The sequence below is a fragment of the Citrobacter sp. Cpo109 genome (assembly GCF_030332565.1).
Taxonomy (GTDB): domain Bacteria; phylum Pseudomonadota; class Gammaproteobacteria; order Enterobacterales; family Enterobacteriaceae; genus Citrobacter; species Citrobacter portucalensis.
This window is the reverse complement of sequence record NZ_JAOWHQ010000071.1, coordinates 453,739-475,107: the sequence shown is the minus strand read 5'-3', so window position 1 is coordinate 475,107 and position 21,369 is coordinate 453,739. Positions and strand designations below refer to the sequence as shown.

Genomic DNA, 21,369 nt, shown 5'->3' with positions numbered 1-21,369 from the left:
GTTTCCACTGCTCCTTTATAGGTACAATAGTATAGTCTTAGGGATGTGCGGGAAATTTGACGTGTTCGATTTTTTTAGCGTATCAGAGGGGGGAATTATCATTGAATTTGATTAATTTAATTACTAAACCACCCTGTGTCGCTTTTTTTATCCAATTGCCAGTGCTGATTACTGGTGCGCGAAATTTGTCTCGTTAGCGCGATACGAGTAGACTTCGTGCCCTTGTCTTAAATCGGAGAAACAACCATGAGCGAAACGGCAACCTGGCAGCCGAGCGCGTCCATCCCCAATCTGTTGAAACGTGCAGCAATTATAGCGGAGATTCGCCGCTTTTTTGCCGATCGTGGCGTGCTTGAGGTTGAGACCCCTTGTATGAGTCAGGCAACGGTGACGGACATCCATCTGTTCCCGTTCGAAACGCGTTTCGTCGGCCCTGGGCACTCCCAGGGAATGAATCTCTATTTAATGACCAGCCCTGAATACCATATGAAGCGCCTGCTGGTGGCAGGGTGCGGCCCGGTGTATCAATTATGCCGCAGCTTCCGTAATGAAGAGATGGGGCGTCATCACAACCCTGAATTCACCATGCTTGAGTGGTATCGTCCGCATTACGATATGTATCGCCTGATGAATGAAGTGGATGATTTGCTCCAGCAGGTGTTGGACTGTTCGCCTGCGGAAAGCCTTTCTTACCAGCAGGCCTTTCAGCGCCATCTGGAGATTGACCCGCTGTCTGCGGATAAAACCCAACTGCGGGAAGCGGCGGCGAAATTGGATCTCAGCAATATCGCTGATACCGAAGAAGACCGGGATACCTTACTGCAACTGCTGTTTACGATGGGCGTTGAACCGCATATTGGTAAAGACAAACCGACGTTTGTGTATCATTTCCCGGCCAGCCAGGCATCACTGGCGCAAATCAGTACCGAAGATCACCGCGTGGCTGAACGTTTCGAGGTTTATTACAAAGGTATTGAGCTGGCGAATGGTTTCCATGAATTGACCGACGCGCGCGAACAGCAGCAGCGATTTGAACAGGATAACCGCAAACGCGCCGCACGTGGCCTGCCGCAGCAACCTATCGATACCAACCTGCTGGAAGCGCTGAAAGTGGGCATGCCGGATTGCTCAGGCGTGGCGCTGGGTGTTGACCGTCTGGTGATGCTCGCGCTGGGCGCAGAGAGCCTGGCCGAGGTAATCGCATTTACCGTCGATCGCGCATAACTTACTCTTCTGCAATACAAAGTGGCGGCTTAATCGCCACTTTGTAGCATATTTTTTCATTTCCCCTCTAATAGCCACAATTTACACCTGGATATTTGATATCGTTTAGGTATCAATTCTGTGTTGATTTTTTTATCGCTGAACTCTGCAAAGAGAGCAGTGCCAACCGGTGAGCGGCGTTTGTTAAACGCTTGCCAGAGTAAGGGATGGTTTAATGACCCAAACAATAAAAAAGATGAGCCTGATAGGTCTCATTCTCATGATATTTACGTCAGTTTTCGGTTTTGCTAATAGCCCCTCCGCGTTCTATTTAATGGGGTATAGTGCAATACCGTGGTATATATTTTCTGCATTATTATTCTTTATTCCATTTGCTTTAATGATGGCGGAAATGGGTTCTGCCTATCGGAAAGAAGAGGGGGGAATCTATTCGTGGATGAATAATAGCGTTGGACCGCGTTATGCGTTTATCGGCACGTTTATGTGGTTTTCTTCTTATGTGATATGGATGGTAAGCACTGCGGCGAAAGTCTGGGTACCTTTTTCAACCTTCTTGTTTGGCGCAGACATGACGCAGCACTGGCGTATTGCAGGGCTTGAGCCTACGCAGGTTGTCGGGTTGCTCGCCGTCGGTTGGATGATCCTGGTGACCTGCGTGGCATCCCGGGGTATTAATAAGATTGCGCGTATTACGGCTGTAGGTGGAATTGCCGTAATGTGTCTTAATTTAGTTCTGTTGTTAGTGAGTGTCGCTATTTTGTTATTAACTGGTGGCCACTTTGCACAGGATATTAATTTCATCACTTCGCCTAATCCCGGATATCAGTCCGGACTGGCAATGTTGTCATTTGTTGTGTTTGCCATTTTTGCTTACGGCGGAATTGAAGCTGTGGGGGGACTGGTTGATAAAACAGAAAAACCAGAAAAGAACTTTGCTAAAGGCATTGTTTTTGCCGCTATTGTCATTTCTGTTGGTTATTCACTGGCCATCTTTTTATGGGGCGTTAGCACTAACTGGCAGCAGGTATTAAGTAATAGCTCAGTTAACCTCGGGAATATTACCTATATCCTGATGAAAAGCCTCGGAATGACGTTGGGTAATGCGCTACATCTTTCCCCTGATGCCGCAATGGTGATGGGCGTATGGTTTGCACGTATTACCGGGCTTTCCATGTTCCTTGCCTACACCGGCGCTTTTTTCACCCTCAGCTACTCACCGCTGAAAGCGATTATTCAGGGCACGCCGAAGGCGTTGTGGCCCGCGCCGATGACCAAACTGAATGCCGTAGGGATGCCGACGACGGCAATGTGGTTACAGTGCCTGCTGGTGAGCCTGTTTATCCTGTTGGTTTCATTTGGTGGCGATACGGCTTCAGCGTTCTATAACAAACTGACGCTGATGGCGAACGTCTCGATGACGCTGCCGTATCTGTTCCTGGCGCTGGCGTTTCCGTTCTTTAAATCCCATCCGGGTCTGGAAAGGCCGTTTGTTGTGTTTAAAACCCGAGCGGCGACGTTGCTGGCAACGGGAGTGGTCGTGCTGGTGGTGACGTTTGCCAACGTGTTCACTATCATCCAGCCGGTAATTGAAGCCGGAGACTGGAACAGCGCACTGTGGATGACCGGCGGTCCGATCTTCTTCTCACTGCTGGCGATGGCGATTTATCAGAACTACAGCCGTCGCACGATCAACGAGCCTGAGTGGGCGGTGGAATAAACGACCTGCCTAACCCGGCCTACAAAGTAGCATCTTCGTAGGCCGGATTAGACCCAACGGGTCGCCATCCGGCATTTCTTGCCCGCATTGTGCGTTACAAACTCCCTGCCGGGCGACTACCTCTTCCTGCAGAACTTAATGTTCTCCCTGTTTGCTTACCGCCGAGGCTCTCCAGACGCATCTGGAACGGAGGGAACGGCATATCAATACCGTGCTCGCGGAAGCCTGCCAGAATCAGTTGGTGGATTTCATGGCGCAGCGGCATGCGATGCCCCATCTCTGCGGCATAAATACGCAGTTCGAAGATTTGAATCCCCTGCTGCAGGTCAACCAGAAAGACTTCAGGTGCCGGATTATCGATAACCAGAGAACAGCGCTGCGCGGCAGTCAGCAGGATCTGCGTAACCTCCTCGCTGTTCGCCTCCGACGGTGCCGGGATGGTTAACACCACACGGGTAACGGAATCGGATAACGACCAGTTGATAAACTGTTCGGTGATAAAGGCTTTGTTGGGCACGATGATCTCTTTGCGGTCCCAGTCGCTGATAGTGGTGGCACGGGTATTAATCTTCGTCACGCTACCGGTAAGATCGCGAATCGTCACCGTGTCGCCAATGCGGATTGGTTTTTCAAACAGGATTATCAGGCCGGAAATAAAGTTGGCGAAGATCTCCTGCAAACCAAAGCCCAGACCGACACCGAGAGCCGCCACCAGCCATTGCAGTTTGGACCATTCAATACCGATCATCGAGAAGCCAACCAGACCGCCAATCAGCATCAGCAGATACTTGGTGATGGTGGTGATGGCATAACCGGTACCGGGGGTTAAATCAAGATGTTGCAGTAGTGCCAGCTCCAGCAACGCGGGCAGGTTGCGTACTAACTGGGTGGTGATGATAAACACCAGAATCGCGATAAGCACTGCGCCCAGCGTTATCGGTTCTAAGCTTTCCACGCCCTGAACCGTGGAGGTGACATCCCACAACGAGATGTTTTCCAGGAAGCCGAAAGCGGAATGAATTTCTGACCACAGTACAATGACCGAGAGCAGGGCGATAAGCATCAGGATAGAACGCACCAGGCGCAGTGATTGTGCGCTGATAGCATCCAAATCCACTTCGCTTTCATCAACGTCAATCGCGCCTTCAAGGCTGGTGGAATGCGGTGGTTCTTCTTCGCCTCGCGCGCGCTGCGCCAGCATTTCAGCGCGTCGATGCTTGGCGCGGTCAAACGCCAGGCGGCGGCGCTGAATTAGCATCCAACGGCGGATAACGTGATACACCACCAGTAATAAGAACCAAATCGCTACGGACGTTTCAAGACGCGCCAGCAAGGCTTGTGACGTAGCGAGATAGCCCACCGCTGCGGCGAGAATAGCAATCAGCGGCGCACCCATCAGCAAATTCCATAGCATGCTGTTGACCATGTTATCGCTGTTGCCCTCTTTATCGAGGTACAGCGGTATCCCGGCGCGTTTAAGGCTCAGGGTTACGACAGCCAGCGCACCGCAAATCAGAATAAAGCACAGACGCCCCAGTGAGGCGGAGAATTCCCGGTCATTGAGGTTATCAAACATAATCACCGCCATGATCAACGGGACAATCAGCCCGATGCTCATCAGGTAATAGTGCATGGCTTTCGCGACGCGGTTCCGCGGCCAGCCAAAGTGGGCAATAAACAGACCGTTGGGACGCGCAAAGGTAGCGCAGATCATTACCGCCCACAGCATGGGCACCGTGGCGGTAACGCCATCGCCGATCGCGACAGCCAACGGATAAGGCCAGGCTTCCTGCAATCCGTAACCGAGCGTTGCCCACAGCACTGGCAACGGCGAAGCGACGAGTATTGACCAGAATACCGTGCGTATTGTCAGCCAGAAGTGGTCCTGGGTGACTTTCCCGACCCGCGCGGACGAGCGTTCAAGGAAACGGGTGAAGTGCTTGCGCGAAGAGAGGCTAAAGCCAACCAGCACCAACGCCGCGAACAGCGGTAGCAGCGTTTCTTTGCTGGTCAGCATCATGATGCTGGCCTGGCCCAACTGATTAAACGTATCTAATGAAATCAGACGCCGCAGATCCTGAACTATGTCGACAGGCCAGGAGAGGGAGATAGGGCTAACGTCTGACGTCCAGAACAGGTAGCGGTGCGTCGCTTCGTTGACCTCTTTTAGCGCATCTTCCAGTTGGCTGTTGGAAACTTTGAGCTTGGTCAGCTCAAGGATCAGCGTATCGCCACCCTGTAACAATGAGTTCAGCAGCTCACGCTGGGTCCGTAGCTGGGCGTTGAGGATGCTGCTCTGTTCAGCGGTCAGCGGTTGTCCATCGGCCTGATGAATCTGACGCAGCTGCGGCTGTTTGTTGAGGAGATCCTCATAGCGCATGCGGTGTACGCGAAGCTGCGCCATTTCGGTATCCAACTGCTGAGGTTTAGGCATTTCCGGCAGACGGGATACCTGCGCTCGCAGCGCTTCTCCCAGCATATTTGAAACCCCAAGCCACTGAGACTGCTCTCGCAGCGTATTCAATGCCTGACGCACCTGCAGTGTTTGGCTGGCGGCCTGACGCTGCTGCGAAGCGACCAGGTCCATACGCTGTGCTTGCTGGTTTAAGGCCTGAGACAGCTCGCGGTTCACCTTGAACTGGTCGACAATGCCTTCCGGCAGTCCCGCGCTGTTTTCCGCCAGCAGTTCGGTGCTTTCCAGCGCTCGCTCAGCTTCACGCTGACGTTGACTGTTGAGTTGATTGCGCAAAGCCTGAAGGTAAGTGTCGAGTTGTTGACTCTGTTTTTCCGCCAGTTCGGAGCGCATACGCGCCAGTTCCTGACGGTTATTGGCAGAAAGCTGCGCCAGCTCCAGTTCATCGACCTGGGCTTTAAGTTTGGCGGATTCAGCCTGCATCGCCTGATTCTGTGCGGAATTGCCGTTGGCGGTACCAATGCGTCGCTCAAGCTCATTGAGCTGGCGGCGGGCATCGGTTTGCTGTTGAGGAAGCTGGCTTAACGAGTCGGCGATTTCCCGGGCGCGATCCTGCTCCTGCTGGGCCTGACGACTCTTTTCCAGCAGTTGGCTGCTAACCTGGAGGATCTCCTGGTTTAACGCATCGGTAGTGAGTCCGGTTGGCACATTGCGCGGTTCATCACGCAGGTTGCTAAGCTGCGCGCGTAACGTTGCGGACAGCTTGGGGAAGTTATCAATAACTTGCTGGTATTGCTGGGCGCGCTCGAGAGAGCCTTTACGCTCCTCAAGGGCATTCAGCGCGGACTGGAGCGCCTCAACGGTTTCTGGCTGAGCGGGTTTTGCCGCCTTTGCTTGCTCCAGTTCCTGGGTGAGTTGTTTGGCATCGGGGGCCGTCGCAGCGTACGCCCCCAGGCTGAGGCACCAGGCCATCAGAAAAGTGATAATCAGGCGCACAGCAGCGATTCCTATGTTTAACTTTCGTCTTTTTTGTCGTCAACCAGCGGGCTGGCATCGTGTTCTGCTTCGATCTCTTCTTTCGCCAGCGGGGCCGGTTCTGCCTCTGGTGTCACGAAAGTCTCGGTCGAGATGGCCATTGGCTGGCCGATTTTAGTCACGGACAGATCCTGCAATTGCTCAACCAGGTTAACTTTGCCAGGTGCGAACAGGTTGATGACGGTGGAACCGAGCTTAAAGCGGCCCATTTCCTGACCTTTCAACAGCGCCACCGACCCTTCGCTTTCGCCTTCCGGCCAGGTCCAGCGCTTGATGACGCCTTCTCGTGGTGGGGTAATGGTGCCAGCCCATGTGGTTTCAATGCTGCCGACGATGGTCGCGCCGACCAGAATCTGCACCATCGGGCCAAATTCGGTATCAAACAGACAGATTACACGTTCGTTGCGGGCAAACAGGTTCGGTACGTTTTGCGCAGTCAGGATGTTTACAGAGAAGAGATCGCCCGGCACGTACATCATTTCACGCAGGATACCGTTACACGGCATGTGTACACGGTGGTAATCGCGTGGAGACAAGTAAGTGGTTACAAACGTACCGTTGCGGAATTTATCCGCCATCTGGTAGTTGCCAGCCAGCAGCGCTTCAAGGGTATAGCTGTGCCCTTTAGCCTGCAGCAGTTTGTCTTCTTCGATGTTACCTAACTGGTTGATCACGCCGTCAGCGGGCATGACCAGTACGTTTGGATCGGTGTTAATCGGGCGAGCATCGTCGCGCAGCGGGCGAACAAAGAAGTCGTTAAAGGTGCGATAGCTGGCGGTGTCCGGCTTTTGCGCCTCTTTCATATCGACCTTGTAATATTTCACGAACAGATCGATAACCAGTTTGGTCAGCCATCCCGCTCGTTTGCTCGCACCCCAACCCGCCAGGCGAGTGAGCCATAGTTTCGGCAGAATGTATTGTAGCGAAAGCTTAAATGAGTTTAACAAGGTAGCCTCCAGGCCATAATTTGTTCCCGATCCGGCATACGGGCCGGATCCTGAAAAAAGGGGGACGATTCTAGCGATGCTTAGCTTAGTTGTCAGTTGTCTGTATCAGAAAAGTTTTTACGCGTTTTTACCTGCGCCATGCTTTCCAGGATGCGGTGATAATTTTCAAACCGGGTTTCGGCTATGGCCCCTTTTTCTACAGCCTCACGGATAGCGCAGCCTGGATCGGTATCATGCTTGCAGTCGCGGTATTTGCAATGGCCCAGATAGTCATGAAATTCGACAAAGCCATGCGTGATTTGTTCCGGCTCCAGATGCCACAGTCCAAACTCACGCACGCCAGGGGAGTCAATAACGTCGCCGCCGTGCGGGAAATGATACAGGCGAGAGGCCGTGGTGGTGTGCTGTCCAAGGCCGGAGTTGTCAGAGACATCATTGGTCAGGATCTCTTCCTGCAGGCCGAGGAGATTATTGAGCAGGCTGGATTTACCTACGCCCGATTGACCGGCAAAAATGCTGATGCGATCGGTTAATGCTTTTTCAAGCGGTTTTAGGCCGTCTTTTGTGCGGCTTGATACCAACAACACCCGATAGCCAATGTTGCGATAGATATCCATCTGTTCGTTAACGAAGGCCATGCCTTCATCATCCAGCAGATCGATCTTATTCAGCACGATAATCGGTTCAACGTGTAGCGTTTCGCAGGCTACCAGATACCGGTCGATAATATTGAGTGACAGCTCGGGTAAGATGGCTGAGACAATAACGATCTGGTCGATGTTGGCGGCAATAGGCTTTACCCCGTCGTAAAAGTCGGGTCGTGTCAGTACCGAGGTACGATCGTGTACCGCTTCAACGATACCTTTGACATTCACGCCTTCAGCTGCCGCTTTACCCGGGCGCCAGACTACGCGATCGCCGGTCACCAGCGAGCGAATTGTACGGCGGATGTTGCAACGGTGAATTTCACCGTCAGCAGACTCTACGTCGGCATGCATGCCAAAACGGCTGATAACGATGCCTTCGGCGGTTTCGCCAAACAGGTTGTCGTCGTAGTCGGGCTTCTCCGTGGACGTTTTAAGACGACGCTGGTGATTGGCGTTCACACGGCGCTGTTGGCCTTTGGAGAGTTTATTCTTACTCAATCGGACTGGCTCCTGGTCGCCCATGATGGGCAAAACATTTATGATACACACAATTTTAGATGAATGTAGTCACACTGAATGTGACGCTGAAGGGTGGAAAATAGCATGAGTGCCAATGAAAACAACCTGATTTGGATCGATCTGGAGATGACAGGTCTGGATCCCGAGCGCGATCGCATTATTGAGATCGCCACGCTGGTGACGGATGCCAACCTGAATATTCTGGCTGAAGGACCGACAATTGCGGTGCACCAGTCCGACGAACAGCTGGCATTAATGGATGACTGGAACGTACGTACGCATACCGGGAGCGGGCTGGTGGAGCGCGTGAAGGCGAGCACCATGGGCGATCGTGAAGCAGAACTGGCCACGCTGGCTTTTTTGAAAGAGTGGGTTCCGCAAGGGAAATCACCTATCTGTGGCAACAGCATCGGGCAGGATCGTCGTTTCCTGTTTAAATACATGCCGGAGCTGGAGGCGTATTTCCATTATCGCTATCTGGACGTCAGCACGCTCAAAGAACTGGCGCGTCGTTGGAAGCCGGAAATCCTTGCGGGCTTCACCAAGCAGGGAACACATCAGGCGATGGACGACATTCGTGAATCTGTTGCAGAGCTTGCTTACTATCGCGAACATTTTATTAATCTTTGATTTTGTTCTCCGGTGGCTTGCGTCACCGGGTTTTTGACGCTAAATTGCTCAGCTTGATTGTAAATTAATCACTTGAACGAATTTTCGAAAAAAACGCTTTCAGGGGGGTTGCAGCTAAACGGATTTCTCGTATAATGCGCCTCCCGTAACGACGCAGAAATGCGAATTACGACAGCAACAAAAGCAGTACAGATTTGCGGGAATAGCTCAGTTGGTAGAGCACGACCTTGCCAAGGTCGGGGTCGCGAGTTCGAGTCTCGTTTCCCGCTCCAAAATTTGAAAGTGCTTGTAAAGCACAGACACACCCAAGCGGGAATAGCTCAGTTGGTAGAGCACGACCTTGCCAAGGTCGGGGTCGCGAGTTCGAGTCTCGTTTCCCGCTCCAAATTCTTACCTCAATAAAAATATCCACAACGAATAATCACGTTGGGGACGTTTTGTTTCGTCATTGACATACTCTTGTAAACAGACTTATCCACAGGTTCGGGTATTATTCCTGGAATGCAAAAAACTTCGCCGGGTGAATAGTATCATTTTAACTATTTGAAATTACTGGTTTAATTATCATTTCAAATTGTTAATACGATCACTTGACGATTTTTTCCCTCTTGAATATCAATGTGTTTTTATTTTTATACACAAGCTGTGGATGACTTAAGCGTCGCGCGGCAGACCCTTCTCAATGACCCTGACCAAACGTTGTTTCTGCGGTAGCTGCACCTCAACTACGCAGGTATTTCGCTTCTCAATTTGCTGAGCAACCGCCCACTCAATATGTTCGTCGAGAAGTGGGTGCTCACCTCTGCGACTTTCCAGTGCGCGAAGAATGGCTTCATTCCAGGGAGCATTACCCAACGCAACGGCGATATTTCGCAACCAGCGCAGGTGGCCAATACGACGAATGGCAGACCCCTCCGTGACTTTTAAAAACCACGCTTCGCTCCAGCTAAACAGCTCTATTAACTCCGGAGCATGAAGCTGCTTGCGCGGGTTGAAGTCATCCTCTGTCGTCAACTGTGAATAGCGGTTCCACGGGCAAATAAGCTGGCAATCATCGCAGCCGTAAATTCGATTCCCCATCAAGGGACGAAATTCTTCCGGGATCGCGCCTTCCAGTTCGATAGTGAGATAAGAGATACAGCGGCGCGCATCCACCGTGTAGGGTTCAACGATGGCCCCGGTGGGACAGATGGTCATGCAGGCGACGCATTTCCCGCATCCTTCTTCTGCTGGTTGGTCGACCGGTAAGGGTAAATCGATCAGTAATTCCCCGAGGAAGAAAAATGAACCGGCTTCGCGATTGAGGATAAGTGAGTGCTTACCTGTCCAGCCAAGCCCGGCTTTTTCCGCTAACGGACGCTCAAGAATGGGCGCAGAATCGACAAAAGGTCTAAAATTCAGCGAAACGCAGTGCTGTTGAATCATCTCCCCCAGCTTTTTTAAGCGGTTACGTAGCAGCTTATGGTAGTCGCGGCCAAGCGCGTAACGGCTGACGTAACCCAGCGAAGGGTTCTTCAACGTGCTGGCGAAGGCCGCATTGGCAGGAAGATAGTTCATACGTACGCTGATGACACGTAGCGTACCGGGCAATAATTCGTGAGGTCGGGCGCGCATCATGCCGTGACGGGCCATCCAGTCCATCTCGCCGTGGTATTGTTTGTCCAGCCAGGCCTGCAGTTTGGGCTCCGCTTCGCTGAGGTCGGTATCGGCAATACCGACCTGCTGAAAGCCAAGCTCCAGCCCCCACTGCTTAATATTTTGCGCTAACTGATTGAGATCGAGGGGCTCTGACATGACGGACCATACAATGAAGAAAAACCCCGCAAGTATACCACACTCCATCTGGCACGCCGATGACATCAGGCGGATGGAGCGAGAGGCGGCAGACAGTTCTGGGCTGACGCTTTACGAACTGATGCAACGGGCGGGAGAGGCGGCGTTTCAGATCACTCGTGAGGCTTATCCGAACGCCCGGCACTGGCTGGTGCTATGTGGTCATGGCAACAACGGCGGCGATGGTTACGTAGTAGCAAGACTTGCCAAAGCGTTGGGTCTTGAAGTCACGTTGCTGGCACAGGAGAGTGACAAACCGCTCCCCGAGGTGGCGCAGCATGCGCGTGATGGCTGGCTTAACGCGGGTGGCGTCATTCACGCGGTTGATATCAATTGGCCAGATAACGTGGACGTGATAATCGACGCGCTGACAGGCACTGGCTTAAAACACGCACCGCGTGAATCTCTGTCAGTATTGATTGAACGTGCCAATTCTCACCCAGCCCCCACCGTGGCGATAGATATTCCCTCCGGCCTGCTGGCGCAGACGGGAGCGACGCCGGGCGCGGTCATCAACGCAGCGCATACCATTACCTTTATTGCACTCAAGCCGGGCCTGCTCACCGGTAAAGCGCGCGATGTCACCGGGCGTCTGCATGTTAACGCACTTGGGCTGGACGACTGGCTGGCGGGGCAGAATGCGCCAATTCAACGTTTTGATGCTCAACAGCTTGCGCACTGGCTAACGCCGCGTCGACCCACCTCGCACAAGGGCTCCCACGGTCGGCTGGTGATTATCGGCGGTGACCACGGAACGGCAGGCGCAATACGCATGGCCGGGGAAGCCGCGCTGCGTGCAGGCGCCGGGCTGGTCAAAGTGCTGACGCGCAGTGAAAACATTGCGCCTATTTTGACAGCCAGACCGGAACTGATGGTCGATACGCTGACGCCGCAGACGCTGGAAGAGAGCCTGGCGTGGGCGGATGTAGTGGTGATAGGCCCCGGGCTTGGTCAGCAGGAGTGGGGCAAAAAAGCGCTGCAAAAAGTGGAGAATTTTCGCAAACCGATGCTTTGGGATGCGGATGCGCTGAACCTGCTGGCAATCAACCCCGATAAACGTCACAATCGCGTGATCACGCCGCATCCAGGTGAAGCCGCGCGACTGCTGGGTTGTTCCATTGCAGAAATTGAAGACGATCGCTTACTTTGTGCACAACGTCTGGTAAAACGGTACGGAGGCGTTGTGGTGCTGAAAGGCGCGGGTACGGTTGTTGCTGCTGAACAGGCGGAGTTGGGTATTATTGATACCGGCAATGCCGGGATGGCCAGCGGCGGAATGGGGGATGTACTTTCCGGTATTATTGGCGCATTGCTCGGACAGAAGCTTACCCCGTATGATGCAGCATGTGCGGGATGTGTTGCGCACGGAGCGGCGGCGGATGTGCTGGCGGCGCGTTTTGGTACGCGCGGCATGCTGGCGACAGATCTCTTTACCACGCTACAGCGTATTGTTAACCCTGATGTGATTGACGTTTATCATGATGAATCGAGTAATTCCACTACCTGATGAGCAGGCGACTTTAGACCTGGGACTGCGGGTAGCCAAAGCCTGTGACGGCGCGACGGTTATATATTTGTACGGCGACCTGGGGGCGGGTAAAACCACCTTCAGCCGGGGATTTCTGCAGGCATTAGGTCATAAAGGTAATGTAAAAAGCCCCACCTACACGCTGGTTGAACCCTATTCACTCGATAACATGATGGTATATCACTTCGATTTATACCGACTTGCGGACCCAGAGGAGCTGGAATTTATGGGGATCCGCGATTATTTTGCCAATGATGCCATCTGCCTGGTGGAATGGCCGCAACAAGGTAAAGGTGTACTGCCAGACCCGGACGTCGAAATACACATTGAATATCAGGCGCAAGGTCGAGAGGCGCGTGTAAGCGCAGTCTCCTCATCAGGTGATTTATTGCTGGCGCGTTTAGCCGATTAACCTTAAGGGTGGCGGGATGATTTATCGCATCAGAAACTGGCTGATGGCAACCCTGGTCCTGCTGTGCGCGCAGGCAGGGGCCGCCAGCCTCTCCGATCTTCAGGTATCTAATGGCGATCAGCAGGCGCGGATTACGCTGAGCTTTATTGGCGATCCTGAATATGCCGTTTCGCAGGACGGGAAACGAACCGTCGCGCTGGATATTAAACAAACCGGAGTGATTCAGGGATTACCGCTGCTGTTTAGCGGCAATAATCTGGTGAAATCTATCCGTTCCGGCACGCCAAAAGATGCGCAGTCTCTGCGACTGGTGGTGGATTTAACAGAGAACGGTAAAGCCGAAGCAGTAAAACGCCAGAACGGCGGCAATTATACCGTCGTGTTTACCATCAACGCTGATGCGCCACCGCCGCCGCCTCCACCTCCCGTGGTTGCAAAGCGTGTTGAAGCGCCGATTGTTGCCCCACGTCCTGTCGAGCCAGCGCGCAATCCATTTAAAGCGGAAAACGATCGCACTACGGCTGTGACTAACAGCAATACCTCTACGCGCCCTGCGGCGCGCGCCAGTTCCAGCAACGGCGATAAAGTGGTGATTGCCATTGATGCCGGACACGGTGGACAGGATCCTGGTGCTATTGGTCCTGGCGGCACGCGTGAGAAAAACGTCACGATTGCCGTGGCGCGCAAGCTGCGCAGTTTGCTCAATGATGACCCGATGTTTAAAGGCGTTCTCACTCGTGATGGTGATTACTTTATCTCGGTGATGGGGCGTTCAGACGTCGCGCGTAAACAAAACGCCAATTTCCTGGTTTCTATTCACGCGGATGCCGCACCAAACCGTGATGCCACAGGTGCTTCCGTTTGGGTGCTGTCAAACCGTCGGGCGAACAGTGAGATGGCCGGCTGGCTGGAACAGCACGAGAAGCAATCGGAGCTGTTGGGCGGCGCGGGCGATGTGCTGGCAAACAGCCAGTCCGATCCTTATCTCAGCCAGGCTGTACTGGATCTGCAGTTCGGTCATTCGCAACGCGTCGGGTATGATGTGGCGACCAGCATGATCGGCCAGTTAGAACGTATTGGTTCGATGCATAAGCGTCGCCCGGAACACGCTAGCCTCGGCGTACTGCGTTCGCCTGATATCCCGTCAGTGCTGGTTGAAACCGGCTTTATCAGTAACAACAGCGAAGAACGTCTGCTGGCGAGCGATGATTACCAGCAGCAGCTGGCTGAGGCGATTTACAAAGGATTGCGTAACTATTTCCAGGCGCACCCGATGCAAACCGGGCCGCAGGGCGCACCGGCGCAAACCGCCAGCGCCATATCGCCGGGTAACACGTTAACAAATTAAGGATTAGCCATGCCGATTCAGGTTCTACCGCCACAGCTGGCGAACCAGATTGCCGCAGGCGAGGTGGTAGAGCGGCCTGCGTCAGTGGTGAAAGAGCTGGTGGAAAACAGCATTGATGCCGGTGCGACGCGCATTGATATCGATATTGAACGCGGCGGCGCGAAGCTTATCCGTATTCGTGACAACGGCTGTGGGATTAAAAAAGACGAGCTGGCGTTGGCGTTGGCGCGTCATGCCACCAGTAAAATAGCCTCGCTTGACGATCTTGAAGCCATCGTGAGCCTCGGATTTCGCGGCGAAGCGCTGGCCAGTATCAGCTCCGTGTCTCGCTTAACCCTGACGTCGCGTACGCAAGAACAACCCGAAGCCTGGCAGGCGTATGCCGAAGGGCGTGACATGGATGTCACAGTTAAACCCGCTGCGCATCCGGTGGGAACCACGCTGGAGGTGCTAGATCTGTTCTACAACACCCCGGCGCGGCGCAAATTTATGCGCACCGAGAAAACCGAATTTAATCATATCGACGAGATTATTCGCCGCATTGCGCTGGCACGTTTTGATGTGACGATAAATTTATCGCACAACGGCAAAGTGGTGCGACAGTACCGGGCAGTGGCCGCGGATGGGCAGAAAGAGCGCCGGCTGGGCGCGATTTGCGGCACGCCATTTCTGGAGCATGCGCTGGCGATCGAATGGCAGCATGGCGATTTAACATTGCGTGGCTGGGTGGCCGATCCTAACCACACAACGGCAGCACTGGCAGAAATCCAGTACTGCTATGTGAATGGTCGGATGATGCGTGACCGGCTGATCAACCATGCTATCCGCCAGGCTTGTGAAGATAAGCTGGGAGCCGATCAACAGCCCGCATTTGTGCTGTATCTGGAAATCGATCCGCATCAAGTGGATGTCAACGTACACCCAGCTAAACATGAGGTCCGTTTCCATCAATCCCGCCTGGTGCACGATTTTATTTACCAGGGCGTGTTGAGCGTCCTGCAACAGCAGCTTGAAACGCCGCTGCCGTTGGCTGATAACGACGAACCCGCCCCAAGGCACATCCCGGAAAACCGCCTAGCTGCTGGACGCAACCATTTTGCCGAGCCTGCTCCCGCGCGTGAACCTGCGACACCGCGGTACTCAGCATCCGCTGGTGCTGGAAGTGGCAGTAGCGGTGGCAGTAGTAGTGGCGGTGGCCGTCAGGCGGGAGCCAGTTGGCCTCATGCTCAACCCGGATACCAAAAGCAGCAGGGCGAAATCTATCAGCAACTGATGCAGACGCCGGCTCCAACGCGGAAAACGCCGGTCTCTGAAACGTCATCGACGCCTCTGACTGGCAGTAGTCAGGGCTTTGGCCGGGTGCTAACGATTGTTGGTGCAGACTGCGCGTTACTCGAATGCGATGGTCATATTCAGTTGTTGGCATTGCCGGTGGCTGAGCGTTGGCTGTGTCAGGCGCAGTTAACGCCGGGTCAGGGAACGGTTTGTGCTCAACCGTTACTGATCCCTTTACGTTTAAAAGTGACCGCCGATGAAAAAGCGGCACTGCAAAAAGGACAGAGCCAACTGGCTGAGTTGGGCATTGAATTTCAGCTGGATGCGCAGCATGTGACCATCCGGGCTGTGCCTTTACCCTTACGCCAACAAAATTTACAAATCTTGATTCCTGAACTGATAGGCTACCTGGCGCAGCAATCCGTATTCGAGCCGGGCAATATTGCACAGTGGATCGCACGTAACCTGATGAGCGAGCATCCACAGTGGAGCATGGCACAGGCGATTACGCTGTTAGCGGATGTTGAGCGGCTCTGCCCACAACTCGTGAAGGCACCGCCGGGTGGTCTGTTACAACCTGTTGATTTACATTCGGTAATGAATGCCCTGAAACATGAGTGATACCCGTAAGGCGAGCCTGCCAAAGGCGATTTTTTTGATGGGGCCAACGGCCTCCGGTAAAACGGCATTAGCAATTGAATTGCGTAAAGTTTTGCCTATAGAGTTGATAAGCGTTGATTCCGCCCTTATTTACAAGGGGATGGATATCGGTACAGCCAAGCCTGATGCAGCTGAATTACAGGCCGCGCCGCACCGATTGTTGGATATCCGCGATCCGTCGCAAGCGTACTCCGCTGCGGATTTTCGTCGCGATGCGTTAGTCGAGATGGCCGACATTACCGCCGCGGGGCGTATCCCGTTGCTGGTGGGCGGCACAATGTTATATTTCAAAGCCTTGCTTGAAGGACTGTCGCCGTTACCGTCGGCGGACCCGGAAGTCAGGGCCAGAATTGAGCAGCAGGCGGCAGAGCAGGGTTGGGACGCGTTACACCGACAGCTTCAGGACATCGATCCCGTGGCTGCGGCGCGTATTCATCCAAATGATCCGCAAAGACTTTCCCGGGCACTGGAAGTTTTTTTCATTTCGGGTAAAACTTTAACGGAGCTGACGCAAACGTCAGGAGATGCTTTGCCGTATCAGGTGCATCAGTTTGCAATCGCCCCGGCGAGCCGTGAACTGCTCCATCAGCGAATTGAGCAGCGTTTTCATCAGATGTTAGCTTCAGGTTTTGAAGCAGAAGTCCGGGCGCTTTTTGCCCGTGGAGATTTGCATACGGATTTGCCTTCCATTCGTTGTGTAGGGTATCGCCAGATGTGGTCATACATTGAAGGTGAAATTTCATACGATGAAATGGTTTATAGAGGTGTTTGCGCCACGAGGCAGTTGGCGAAGCGACAGGTAACCTGGTTGCGTGGTTGGGAAGGGGTGCACTGGCTTGACAGTGAAAAGCCTGACCAGGCGCGAAACGAAGTATTACAGGTTGTTGGTGCTATCGCGAACTGAATGTGTACAATTGAAACGTATCGTGCGCAATTTTTCAGAATCGAAAGGTTCAAAGTACAAATAAGCATATAAGGAAAAGAGAGAATGGCTAAGGGGCAATCTTTACAAGATCCGTTCCTGAACGCACTGCGTCGGGAACGTGTTCCAGTTTCTATTTATTTGGTGAATGGTATTAAGCTGCAAGGTCAAATCGAGTCTTTTGATCAGTTCGTGATCCTGTTGAAAAACACGGTCAGCCAGATGGTTTATAAGCACGCGATTTCTACTGTTGTCCCGTCTCGTCCGGTTTCTCATCACAGCAATAATGCCACCGGCGGCACAGGCAGCAACTACCATCACGGTAGCAACGCGCAAGGTTCATCTGCGCAACAGGACAGCGAAGAAACCGAATAAGGTTATTAGCTGTTTTACATACGGGGAGCCAGCGATCCTGCGTTCCCCGTTGATTTATATTAAGGGGTTGACGCTTGTTTGACCGTTATGATGCCGGTGAGCAGGCGGTACTGGTACACATCTATTTTTCGCAAGACAAAGATATGGAAGACCTCCAGGAGTTTGAATCTCTGGTTTCTTCCGCCGGTGTCGAAGCAATGCAGGTGATTACCGGGAGCCGTAAAGCACCGCACCCGAAGTATTTTGTTGGTGAAGGTAAGGCAATCGAAATTGCCGAAGCCGTAAAAGCGACTGGCGCTGCGGTGGTGATTTTTGATCATGCTCTAAGCCCTGCCCAGGAACGTAACCTGGAACAGTTGTGCCAGTGTCTTGTTATCGACAGGACTGGTCTCATTTTAGATATTTTTGCCCAGCGTGCGCGAACCCATGAGGGTAAGTTGCAGGTTGAGCTGGCGCAGTTGCGCCATATGGCTACGCGTCTGGTCCGTGGCTGGACTCACCTTGAACGGCAAAAGGGCGGGATTGGTTTGCGCGGCCCGGGTGAAACCCAGCTCGAAACCGACCGTCGTTTGCTGCGTAATCGCATTTTGCAGATACAGTCGCGCCTGGAAAAAGTTGAAAAGCAACGTGAGCAGGGGCGACAGTCGCGCAAGAAAGCGGATGTCCCAACCGTATCACTGGTGGGATATACCAACGCCGGAAAATCCACCCTGTTCAACCAGATCACCGAAGCCCAGGTCTACGCAGCGGATCAGCTGTTTGCGACCCTGGACCCGACGCTACGCAGAATAGACGTTGCGGACGTGGGTGAGACAGTGCTGGCGGATACCGTTGGGTTTATCCGTCATTTACCGCACGACCTGGTGGCGGCGTTTAAGGCCACCTTGCAGGAAACACGTCAGGCGACATTGCTGCTGCACGTTATTGATGCAGCAGACTTTCGTGTGCAGGAAAACATTGAGGCCGTCGATACGGTGCTCGAAGAGATCGATGCGCATGAGATCCCGACTCTGCTGGTGATGAATAAAATCGATATGTTGGATGACTTTGAGCCGCGTATCGACAGAGATGAAGAGAATAAACCCATTCGCGTTTGGGTATCAGCGCAAACGGGGATTGGTATACCACAACTTTTTCAGGCTTTGACTGAGCGACTTTCCGGTGAGGTGGCGCAGCATACGTTGCGTTTGCCGCCGCAGGAAGGGCGTTTGAGAAGCCGGTTTTATCAACTTCAGGCAATAGAAAAAGAGTGGATGGAGGAGGACGGCAGCGTAGGTCTGCAGGTTCGTATGCCGATCGTAGACTGGCGTCGCCTCTGTAAACAAGAACCGGCACTGGAAGACTATGTTGTCTGATCTGACGGATATGGCCTGAAGATTTTTTCGCCTCTATACCTTGTGGATTTTGTGCGGCAGGAAGGCGGCAAGTCCTGAAATCTCCAGGAGCATAGTCAACTATGTGACTGGCGTTGAGGGACGCAGCCAACGCAACGGCAGCGCAAAAGACGCAGGTATAGCATCGCATAACAAATATGGAGCACAAAAATGGCGTGGAATCAGCCCGGTAATAACGGACAAGACCGCGACCCCTGGGGAAGCAGCAAACCTGGCGGCAACCCTGAGGGAAATGGAAACAAAGGTGGTCGCGAGCAGGGACCTCCCGATCTGGACGATATCTTCCGCAAACTGAGTAAAAAGCTCGGTGGTCTGGGTGGCGGTAAAGGTACTGGCTCTGGCGGCGGTAGTTCATCGCAAGGCCCGCGTCCGCAACTGGGCGGTCGAGTCTTTACTATCGCAGCGGCCGCTATCGTCATTATCTGGGCGGCCAGCGGTTTCTATACCATTAAAGAAGCGGAACGCGGCGTGGTGACACGCTTCGGTAAATTCAGCCATTTGGTTGAACCGGGTCTGAACTGGAAACCGACCTTTGTCGACGAAGTGACACCGGTCAACGTTGAAGCCGTGCGTGAACTTGCCGCATCCGGCGTCATGCTGACTTCTGACGAAAACGTCGTGCGCGTCGAAATGAACGTACAGTACCGCGTGACCGATCCGCAGCGTTACCTGTTTAGCGTAACCAGCGCGGATGACAGTCTGCGTCAGGCTACTGACAGCGCCCTGCGTGGGGTTATCGGTAAATACACCATGGACCGTATCCTGACCGAAGGGCGTACCGTTATTCGTAGCGACACCCAACGTGAACTGGAAGAAACGATCCGTCCGTACAACATGGGTATCACCCTGCTGGACGTCAACTTCCAGGCTGCACGTCCGCCGGAAGAAGTAAAAGCCGCGTTTGACGATGCTATCGCAGCACGTGAAAACGAACAGCAGTACATCCGTGAAGCGGAAGCGTACACCAACGAAGTTCAGCCGCGTGCAAACGGTCAGGCGCAGCGTATTCTGGAAGAAGCACGTGCGTATAAGACTCAGACCATCCTGGAAGCACAGGGTGAAGTGGCTCGCTTCGCAAAAATTCTGCCGGAATATAAAGCCGCACCGCAAATTACCCGCGAGCGTCTGTATATCGAAACCATGGAAAAAGTGCTGAGCAATACCCGCAAAGTCCTGGTTAACGATAAAGGTAGCAATCTTATGGTTCTGCCGCTGGATCAAATGCTGAAAGGTGGTAGTGCGCCAGCAACAAAGACTGACAGCAGTTCAAACCTGCTGCGTCTTCCGCCAGCAACGACTTCCAGCACTGGAGCAAGCAACACTTCGTCCACCAGTCAGGGCGATATTATGGACCAACGCCGCGCGAATGCGCAGCGTAACGACTACCAGCGTCAGGGGGAATAACGATGCGTAAGTCAGTTATTGCGATTATCATCATCGTTCTGGTAGTTCTGTTCATGTCTGTCTTTGTGGTCAAAGAAGGCGAGCGCGGTATTACTCTGCGCTTTGGTAAAGTTCTGCGTGACGATGAAAACAAGCCGCTGGTTGTTGCACCAGGCCTGCACTTCAAGATTCCGTTTATTGAATCTGTGAAGATGCTGGATGCGCGTATTCAGACCATGGACAACCAGGCCGATCGCTTTGTTACCAAAGAGAAGAAAGACCTGATCGTTGACTCCTACATCAAGTGGCGCATCAGTGACTTTAGCCGTTACTACCTGGCAACGGGCGGTGGCGATGTTTCTCAGGCGGAAGTCCTGCTGAAACGTAAGTTCTCTGACCGTCTGCGTTCTGAAATTGGTCGTCTGGACGTGAAGGACATCGTTACCGATTCCCGCGGTCGTCTGACCCTGGAAGTGCGTGACGCGCTGAACTCCGGTTCTGCTGGCACGGAAGATGAAGTGGCGACTCCGGCAGCAGATAGCGCGATTGCCGAAGCGGCTGAACGTGTTCAGGCTGAAACGAACGGTAAAGTACCGGTCATCAATCCGAACAGTATGGCGGCATTGGGCATCGAAGTGGTTGACGTGCGTATTAAGCAAATCAACCTGCCTGCTGAAGTGTCCGAGGCTATCTACAACCGTATGCGCGCTGAGCGTGAAGCGGTAGCGCGTCGCCATCGTTCACAAGGCCAGGAAGAGGCGGAAAAACTGCGTGCAACGGCTGACTATGAAGTCACTAAAACGCTGGCAGAATCTGAGCGTCAGGGCCGTATTATGCGCGGTGAAGGCGATGCAGAAGCCGCTAAGCTGTTTGCCGATGCGTTCAGTCAGGATCCTGACTTCTACGCCTTCATCCGTAGCCTGCGTGCTTACGAGAAGAGCTTTGAAGGGAATCAGGACGTGATGGTCATGAGCCCGGACAGCGATTTCTTCCGCTACATGAAGACACCAAATACCGCGACACGCTAATCGCGTTCCAGCGGTTTTAAAGCAGCAAAACCACCGGCATCTCCAGGGATGCGGTGGTTTTCTTTTTATATAAGGGCGA

General features: G+C 53.3%; 16 protein-coding genes and 2 tRNA genes. 14 read left to right on the top strand and 4 right to left on the bottom strand.

What is annotated here, in order from left to right:
• The first annotated feature begins 246 nt into the window (after positions 1 to 246).
• On the top strand, positions 247 to 1,224 hold the full coding sequence (gene epmA, locus OGY71_RS22910; RefSeq protein WP_079939036.1) for an elongation factor P--(R)-beta-lysine ligase: 978 nt from the start codon (positions 247 to 249) through the stop codon (positions 1,222 to 1,224).
• Positions 1,225 to 1,438: 214 nt separating this feature from the next.
• A complete protein-coding gene (gene yjeM, locus OGY71_RS22905; protein WP_240389566.1) occupies positions 1,439 to 2,941 on the top strand; it encodes a glutamate/gamma-aminobutyrate family transporter YjeM in 1,503 nt (500 codons plus the stop codon).
• A 94-nt stretch (positions 2,942 to 3,035) separates the two neighbouring features.
• Here yjeM and mscM read toward each other — a convergent pair whose 3' ends face one another.
• The 3 genes from mscM to rsgA all read right to left on the bottom strand — a co-directional run bounded on the left by mscM (position 3,036) and on the right by rsgA (position 8,481).
• The gene (gene mscM, locus OGY71_RS22900; RefSeq protein ID WP_003830513.1) at positions 3,036 to 6,350 is read right to left on the bottom strand and encodes a miniconductance mechanosensitive channel MscM; all 3,315 of its coding nucleotides are present in this window, start codon (positions 6,348 to 6,350) and stop codon (positions 3,036 to 3,038) included.
• A 17-nt stretch (positions 6,351 to 6,367) separates the two neighbouring features.
• Entirely contained in the window at positions 6,368 to 7,336 is a 969-nt protein-coding gene (gene asd / locus OGY71_RS22895; protein WP_003830511.1) for an archaetidylserine decarboxylase, read from the bottom strand.
• 92 nt (positions 7,337 to 7,428) lie between these two features.
• Positions 7,429 to 8,481, bottom strand: coding sequence for a small ribosomal subunit biogenesis GTPase RsgA (gene rsgA / locus OGY71_RS22890; protein WP_286613751.1), 1,053 nt, complete (start codon positions 8,479 to 8,481; stop codon positions 7,429 to 7,431).
• Positions 8,482 to 8,586: 105 nt separating this feature from the next.
• On the opposite strand from rsgA, the gene orn reads away from it, so the two are divergent.
• The 3 genes from orn (at position 8,587) to OGY71_RS22875 (ending at position 9,517) form a co-directional block, all read left to right on the top strand.
• Entirely contained in the window at positions 8,587 to 9,132 is a 546-nt protein-coding gene (gene orn, locus OGY71_RS22885) for an oligoribonuclease (RefSeq protein ID WP_003830507.1), read from the top strand.
• A gap of 196 nt (positions 9,133 to 9,328) precedes the next feature.
• Positions 9,329 to 9,404: transfer RNA gene (locus OGY71_RS22880), tRNA-Gly, on the top strand.
• A 37-nt stretch (positions 9,405 to 9,441) separates the two neighbouring features.
• Positions 9,442 to 9,517: transfer RNA gene (locus OGY71_RS22875), tRNA-Gly, on the top strand.
• Between the two features lie 269 nt (positions 9,518 to 9,786).
• Here OGY71_RS22875 and queG read toward each other — a convergent pair.
• The gene (gene queG / locus OGY71_RS22870) at positions 9,787 to 10,926 is read right to left on the bottom strand and encodes a tRNA epoxyqueuosine(34) reductase QueG (protein WP_126319459.1); all 1,140 of its coding nucleotides are present in this window, start codon (positions 10,924 to 10,926) and stop codon (positions 9,787 to 9,789) included.
• Here queG and nnr point away from each other — a divergent pair.
• From nnr to hflC, 9 genes are all read left to right on the top strand, one after another.
• The gene (gene nnr, locus OGY71_RS22865) at positions 10,925 to 12,472 is read left to right on the top strand and encodes a bifunctional ADP-dependent NAD(P)H-hydrate dehydratase/NAD(P)H-hydrate epimerase (protein ID WP_206160198.1); all 1,548 of its coding nucleotides are present in this window, start codon (positions 10,925 to 10,927) and stop codon (positions 12,470 to 12,472) included. The two genes, queG and nnr, sit on opposite strands and share 2 nt — an antisense overlap.
• Entirely contained in the window at positions 12,444 to 12,905 is a 462-nt protein-coding gene (tsaE, locus tag OGY71_RS22860) for a tRNA (adenosine(37)-N6)-threonylcarbamoyltransferase complex ATPase subunit type 1 TsaE (RefSeq protein ID WP_003830502.1), read from the top strand. Before nnr ends, tsaE begins: the two co-directional genes overlap by 29 nt.
• Before the next feature lie 16 nt (positions 12,906 to 12,921).
• Positions 12,922 to 14,253, top strand: a complete 1,332-nt coding sequence (amiB, locus tag OGY71_RS22855) for an N-acetylmuramoyl-L-alanine amidase AmiB (RefSeq protein ID WP_003830500.1) — start codon at positions 12,922 to 12,924, stop codon at positions 14,251 to 14,253.
• A 9-nt stretch (positions 14,254 to 14,262) separates the two neighbouring features.
• The gene (gene mutL, locus OGY71_RS22850; RefSeq protein ID WP_286613749.1) at positions 14,263 to 16,149 is read left to right on the top strand and encodes a DNA mismatch repair endonuclease MutL; all 1,887 of its coding nucleotides are present in this window, start codon (positions 14,263 to 14,265) and stop codon (positions 16,147 to 16,149) included.
• Positions 16,142 to 17,092, top strand: a complete 951-nt coding sequence (gene miaA, locus OGY71_RS22845; RefSeq protein ID WP_003830497.1) for a tRNA (adenosine(37)-N6)-dimethylallyltransferase MiaA — start codon at positions 16,142 to 16,144, stop codon at positions 17,090 to 17,092. Before mutL ends, miaA begins: the two co-directional genes overlap by 8 nt.
• A gap of 84 nt (positions 17,093 to 17,176) precedes the next feature.
• The gene (hfq, locus tag OGY71_RS22840; protein ID WP_003025584.1) at positions 17,177 to 17,485 is read left to right on the top strand and encodes an RNA chaperone Hfq; all 309 of its coding nucleotides are present in this window, start codon (positions 17,177 to 17,179) and stop codon (positions 17,483 to 17,485) included.
• 74 nt (positions 17,486 to 17,559) lie between these two features.
• Positions 17,560 to 18,840 carry a ribosome rescue GTPase HflX gene (gene hflX / locus OGY71_RS22835; RefSeq protein WP_003830495.1) on the top strand — a complete coding sequence of 427 codons (1,281 nt, stop codon included), beginning with the start codon at positions 17,560 to 17,562 and terminating at the stop codon, positions 18,838 to 18,840.
• 189 nt (positions 18,841 to 19,029) lie between these two features.
• Positions 19,030 to 20,283 carry an FtsH protease activity modulator HflK gene (gene hflK, locus OGY71_RS22830; protein ID WP_063941660.1) on the top strand — a complete coding sequence of 418 codons (1,254 nt, stop codon included), beginning with the start codon at positions 19,030 to 19,032 and terminating at the stop codon, positions 20,281 to 20,283.
• Positions 20,284 to 20,285: 2 nt separating this feature from the next.
• Complete coding sequence (hflC, locus tag OGY71_RS22825) at positions 20,286 to 21,290, top strand: protease modulator HflC (RefSeq protein ID WP_003830491.1); 1,005 nt, start codon at positions 20,286 to 20,288, stop codon at positions 21,288 to 21,290.
• The last annotated feature ends 79 nt before the right edge of the window (positions 21,291 to 21,369 follow it).

Coding starts and splice junctions, on each gene's coding strand:
- epmA (WP_079939036.1), top strand. CDS start 247: ATGAGCGAAACGGCAACCTGGCAGCCGAGCGCGTCCATCCCCAATCTG.
- yjeM (WP_240389566.1), top strand. CDS start 1,439: ATGACCCAAACAATAAAAAAGATGAGCCTGATAGGTCTCATTCTCATG.
- orn (WP_003830507.1), top strand. CDS start 8,587: ATGAGTGCCAATGAAAACAACCTGATTTGGATCGATCTGGAGATGACA.
- nnr (WP_206160198.1), top strand. CDS start 10,925: ATGACGGACCATACAATGAAGAAAAACCCCGCAAGTATACCACACTCC.
- queG (WP_126319459.1), bottom strand. CDS start 10,926: ATGTCAGAGCCCCTCGATCTCAATCAGTTAGCGCAAAATATTAAGCAG.
- tsaE (WP_003830502.1), top strand. CDS start 12,444: ATGATGAATCGAGTAATTCCACTACCTGATGAGCAGGCGACTTTAGAC.
- amiB (WP_003830500.1), top strand. CDS start 12,922: ATGATTTATCGCATCAGAAACTGGCTGATGGCAACCCTGGTCCTGCTG.
- mutL (WP_286613749.1), top strand. CDS start 14,263: ATGCCGATTCAGGTTCTACCGCCACAGCTGGCGAACCAGATTGCCGCA.
- miaA (WP_003830497.1), top strand. CDS start 16,142: ATGAGTGATACCCGTAAGGCGAGCCTGCCAAAGGCGATTTTTTTGATG.
- hfq (WP_003025584.1), top strand. CDS start 17,177: ATGGCTAAGGGGCAATCTTTACAAGATCCGTTCCTGAACGCACTGCGT.
- hflK (WP_063941660.1), top strand. CDS start 19,030: ATGGCGTGGAATCAGCCCGGTAATAACGGACAAGACCGCGACCCCTGG.
- hflC (WP_003830491.1), top strand. CDS start 20,286: ATGCGTAAGTCAGTTATTGCGATTATCATCATCGTTCTGGTAGTTCTG.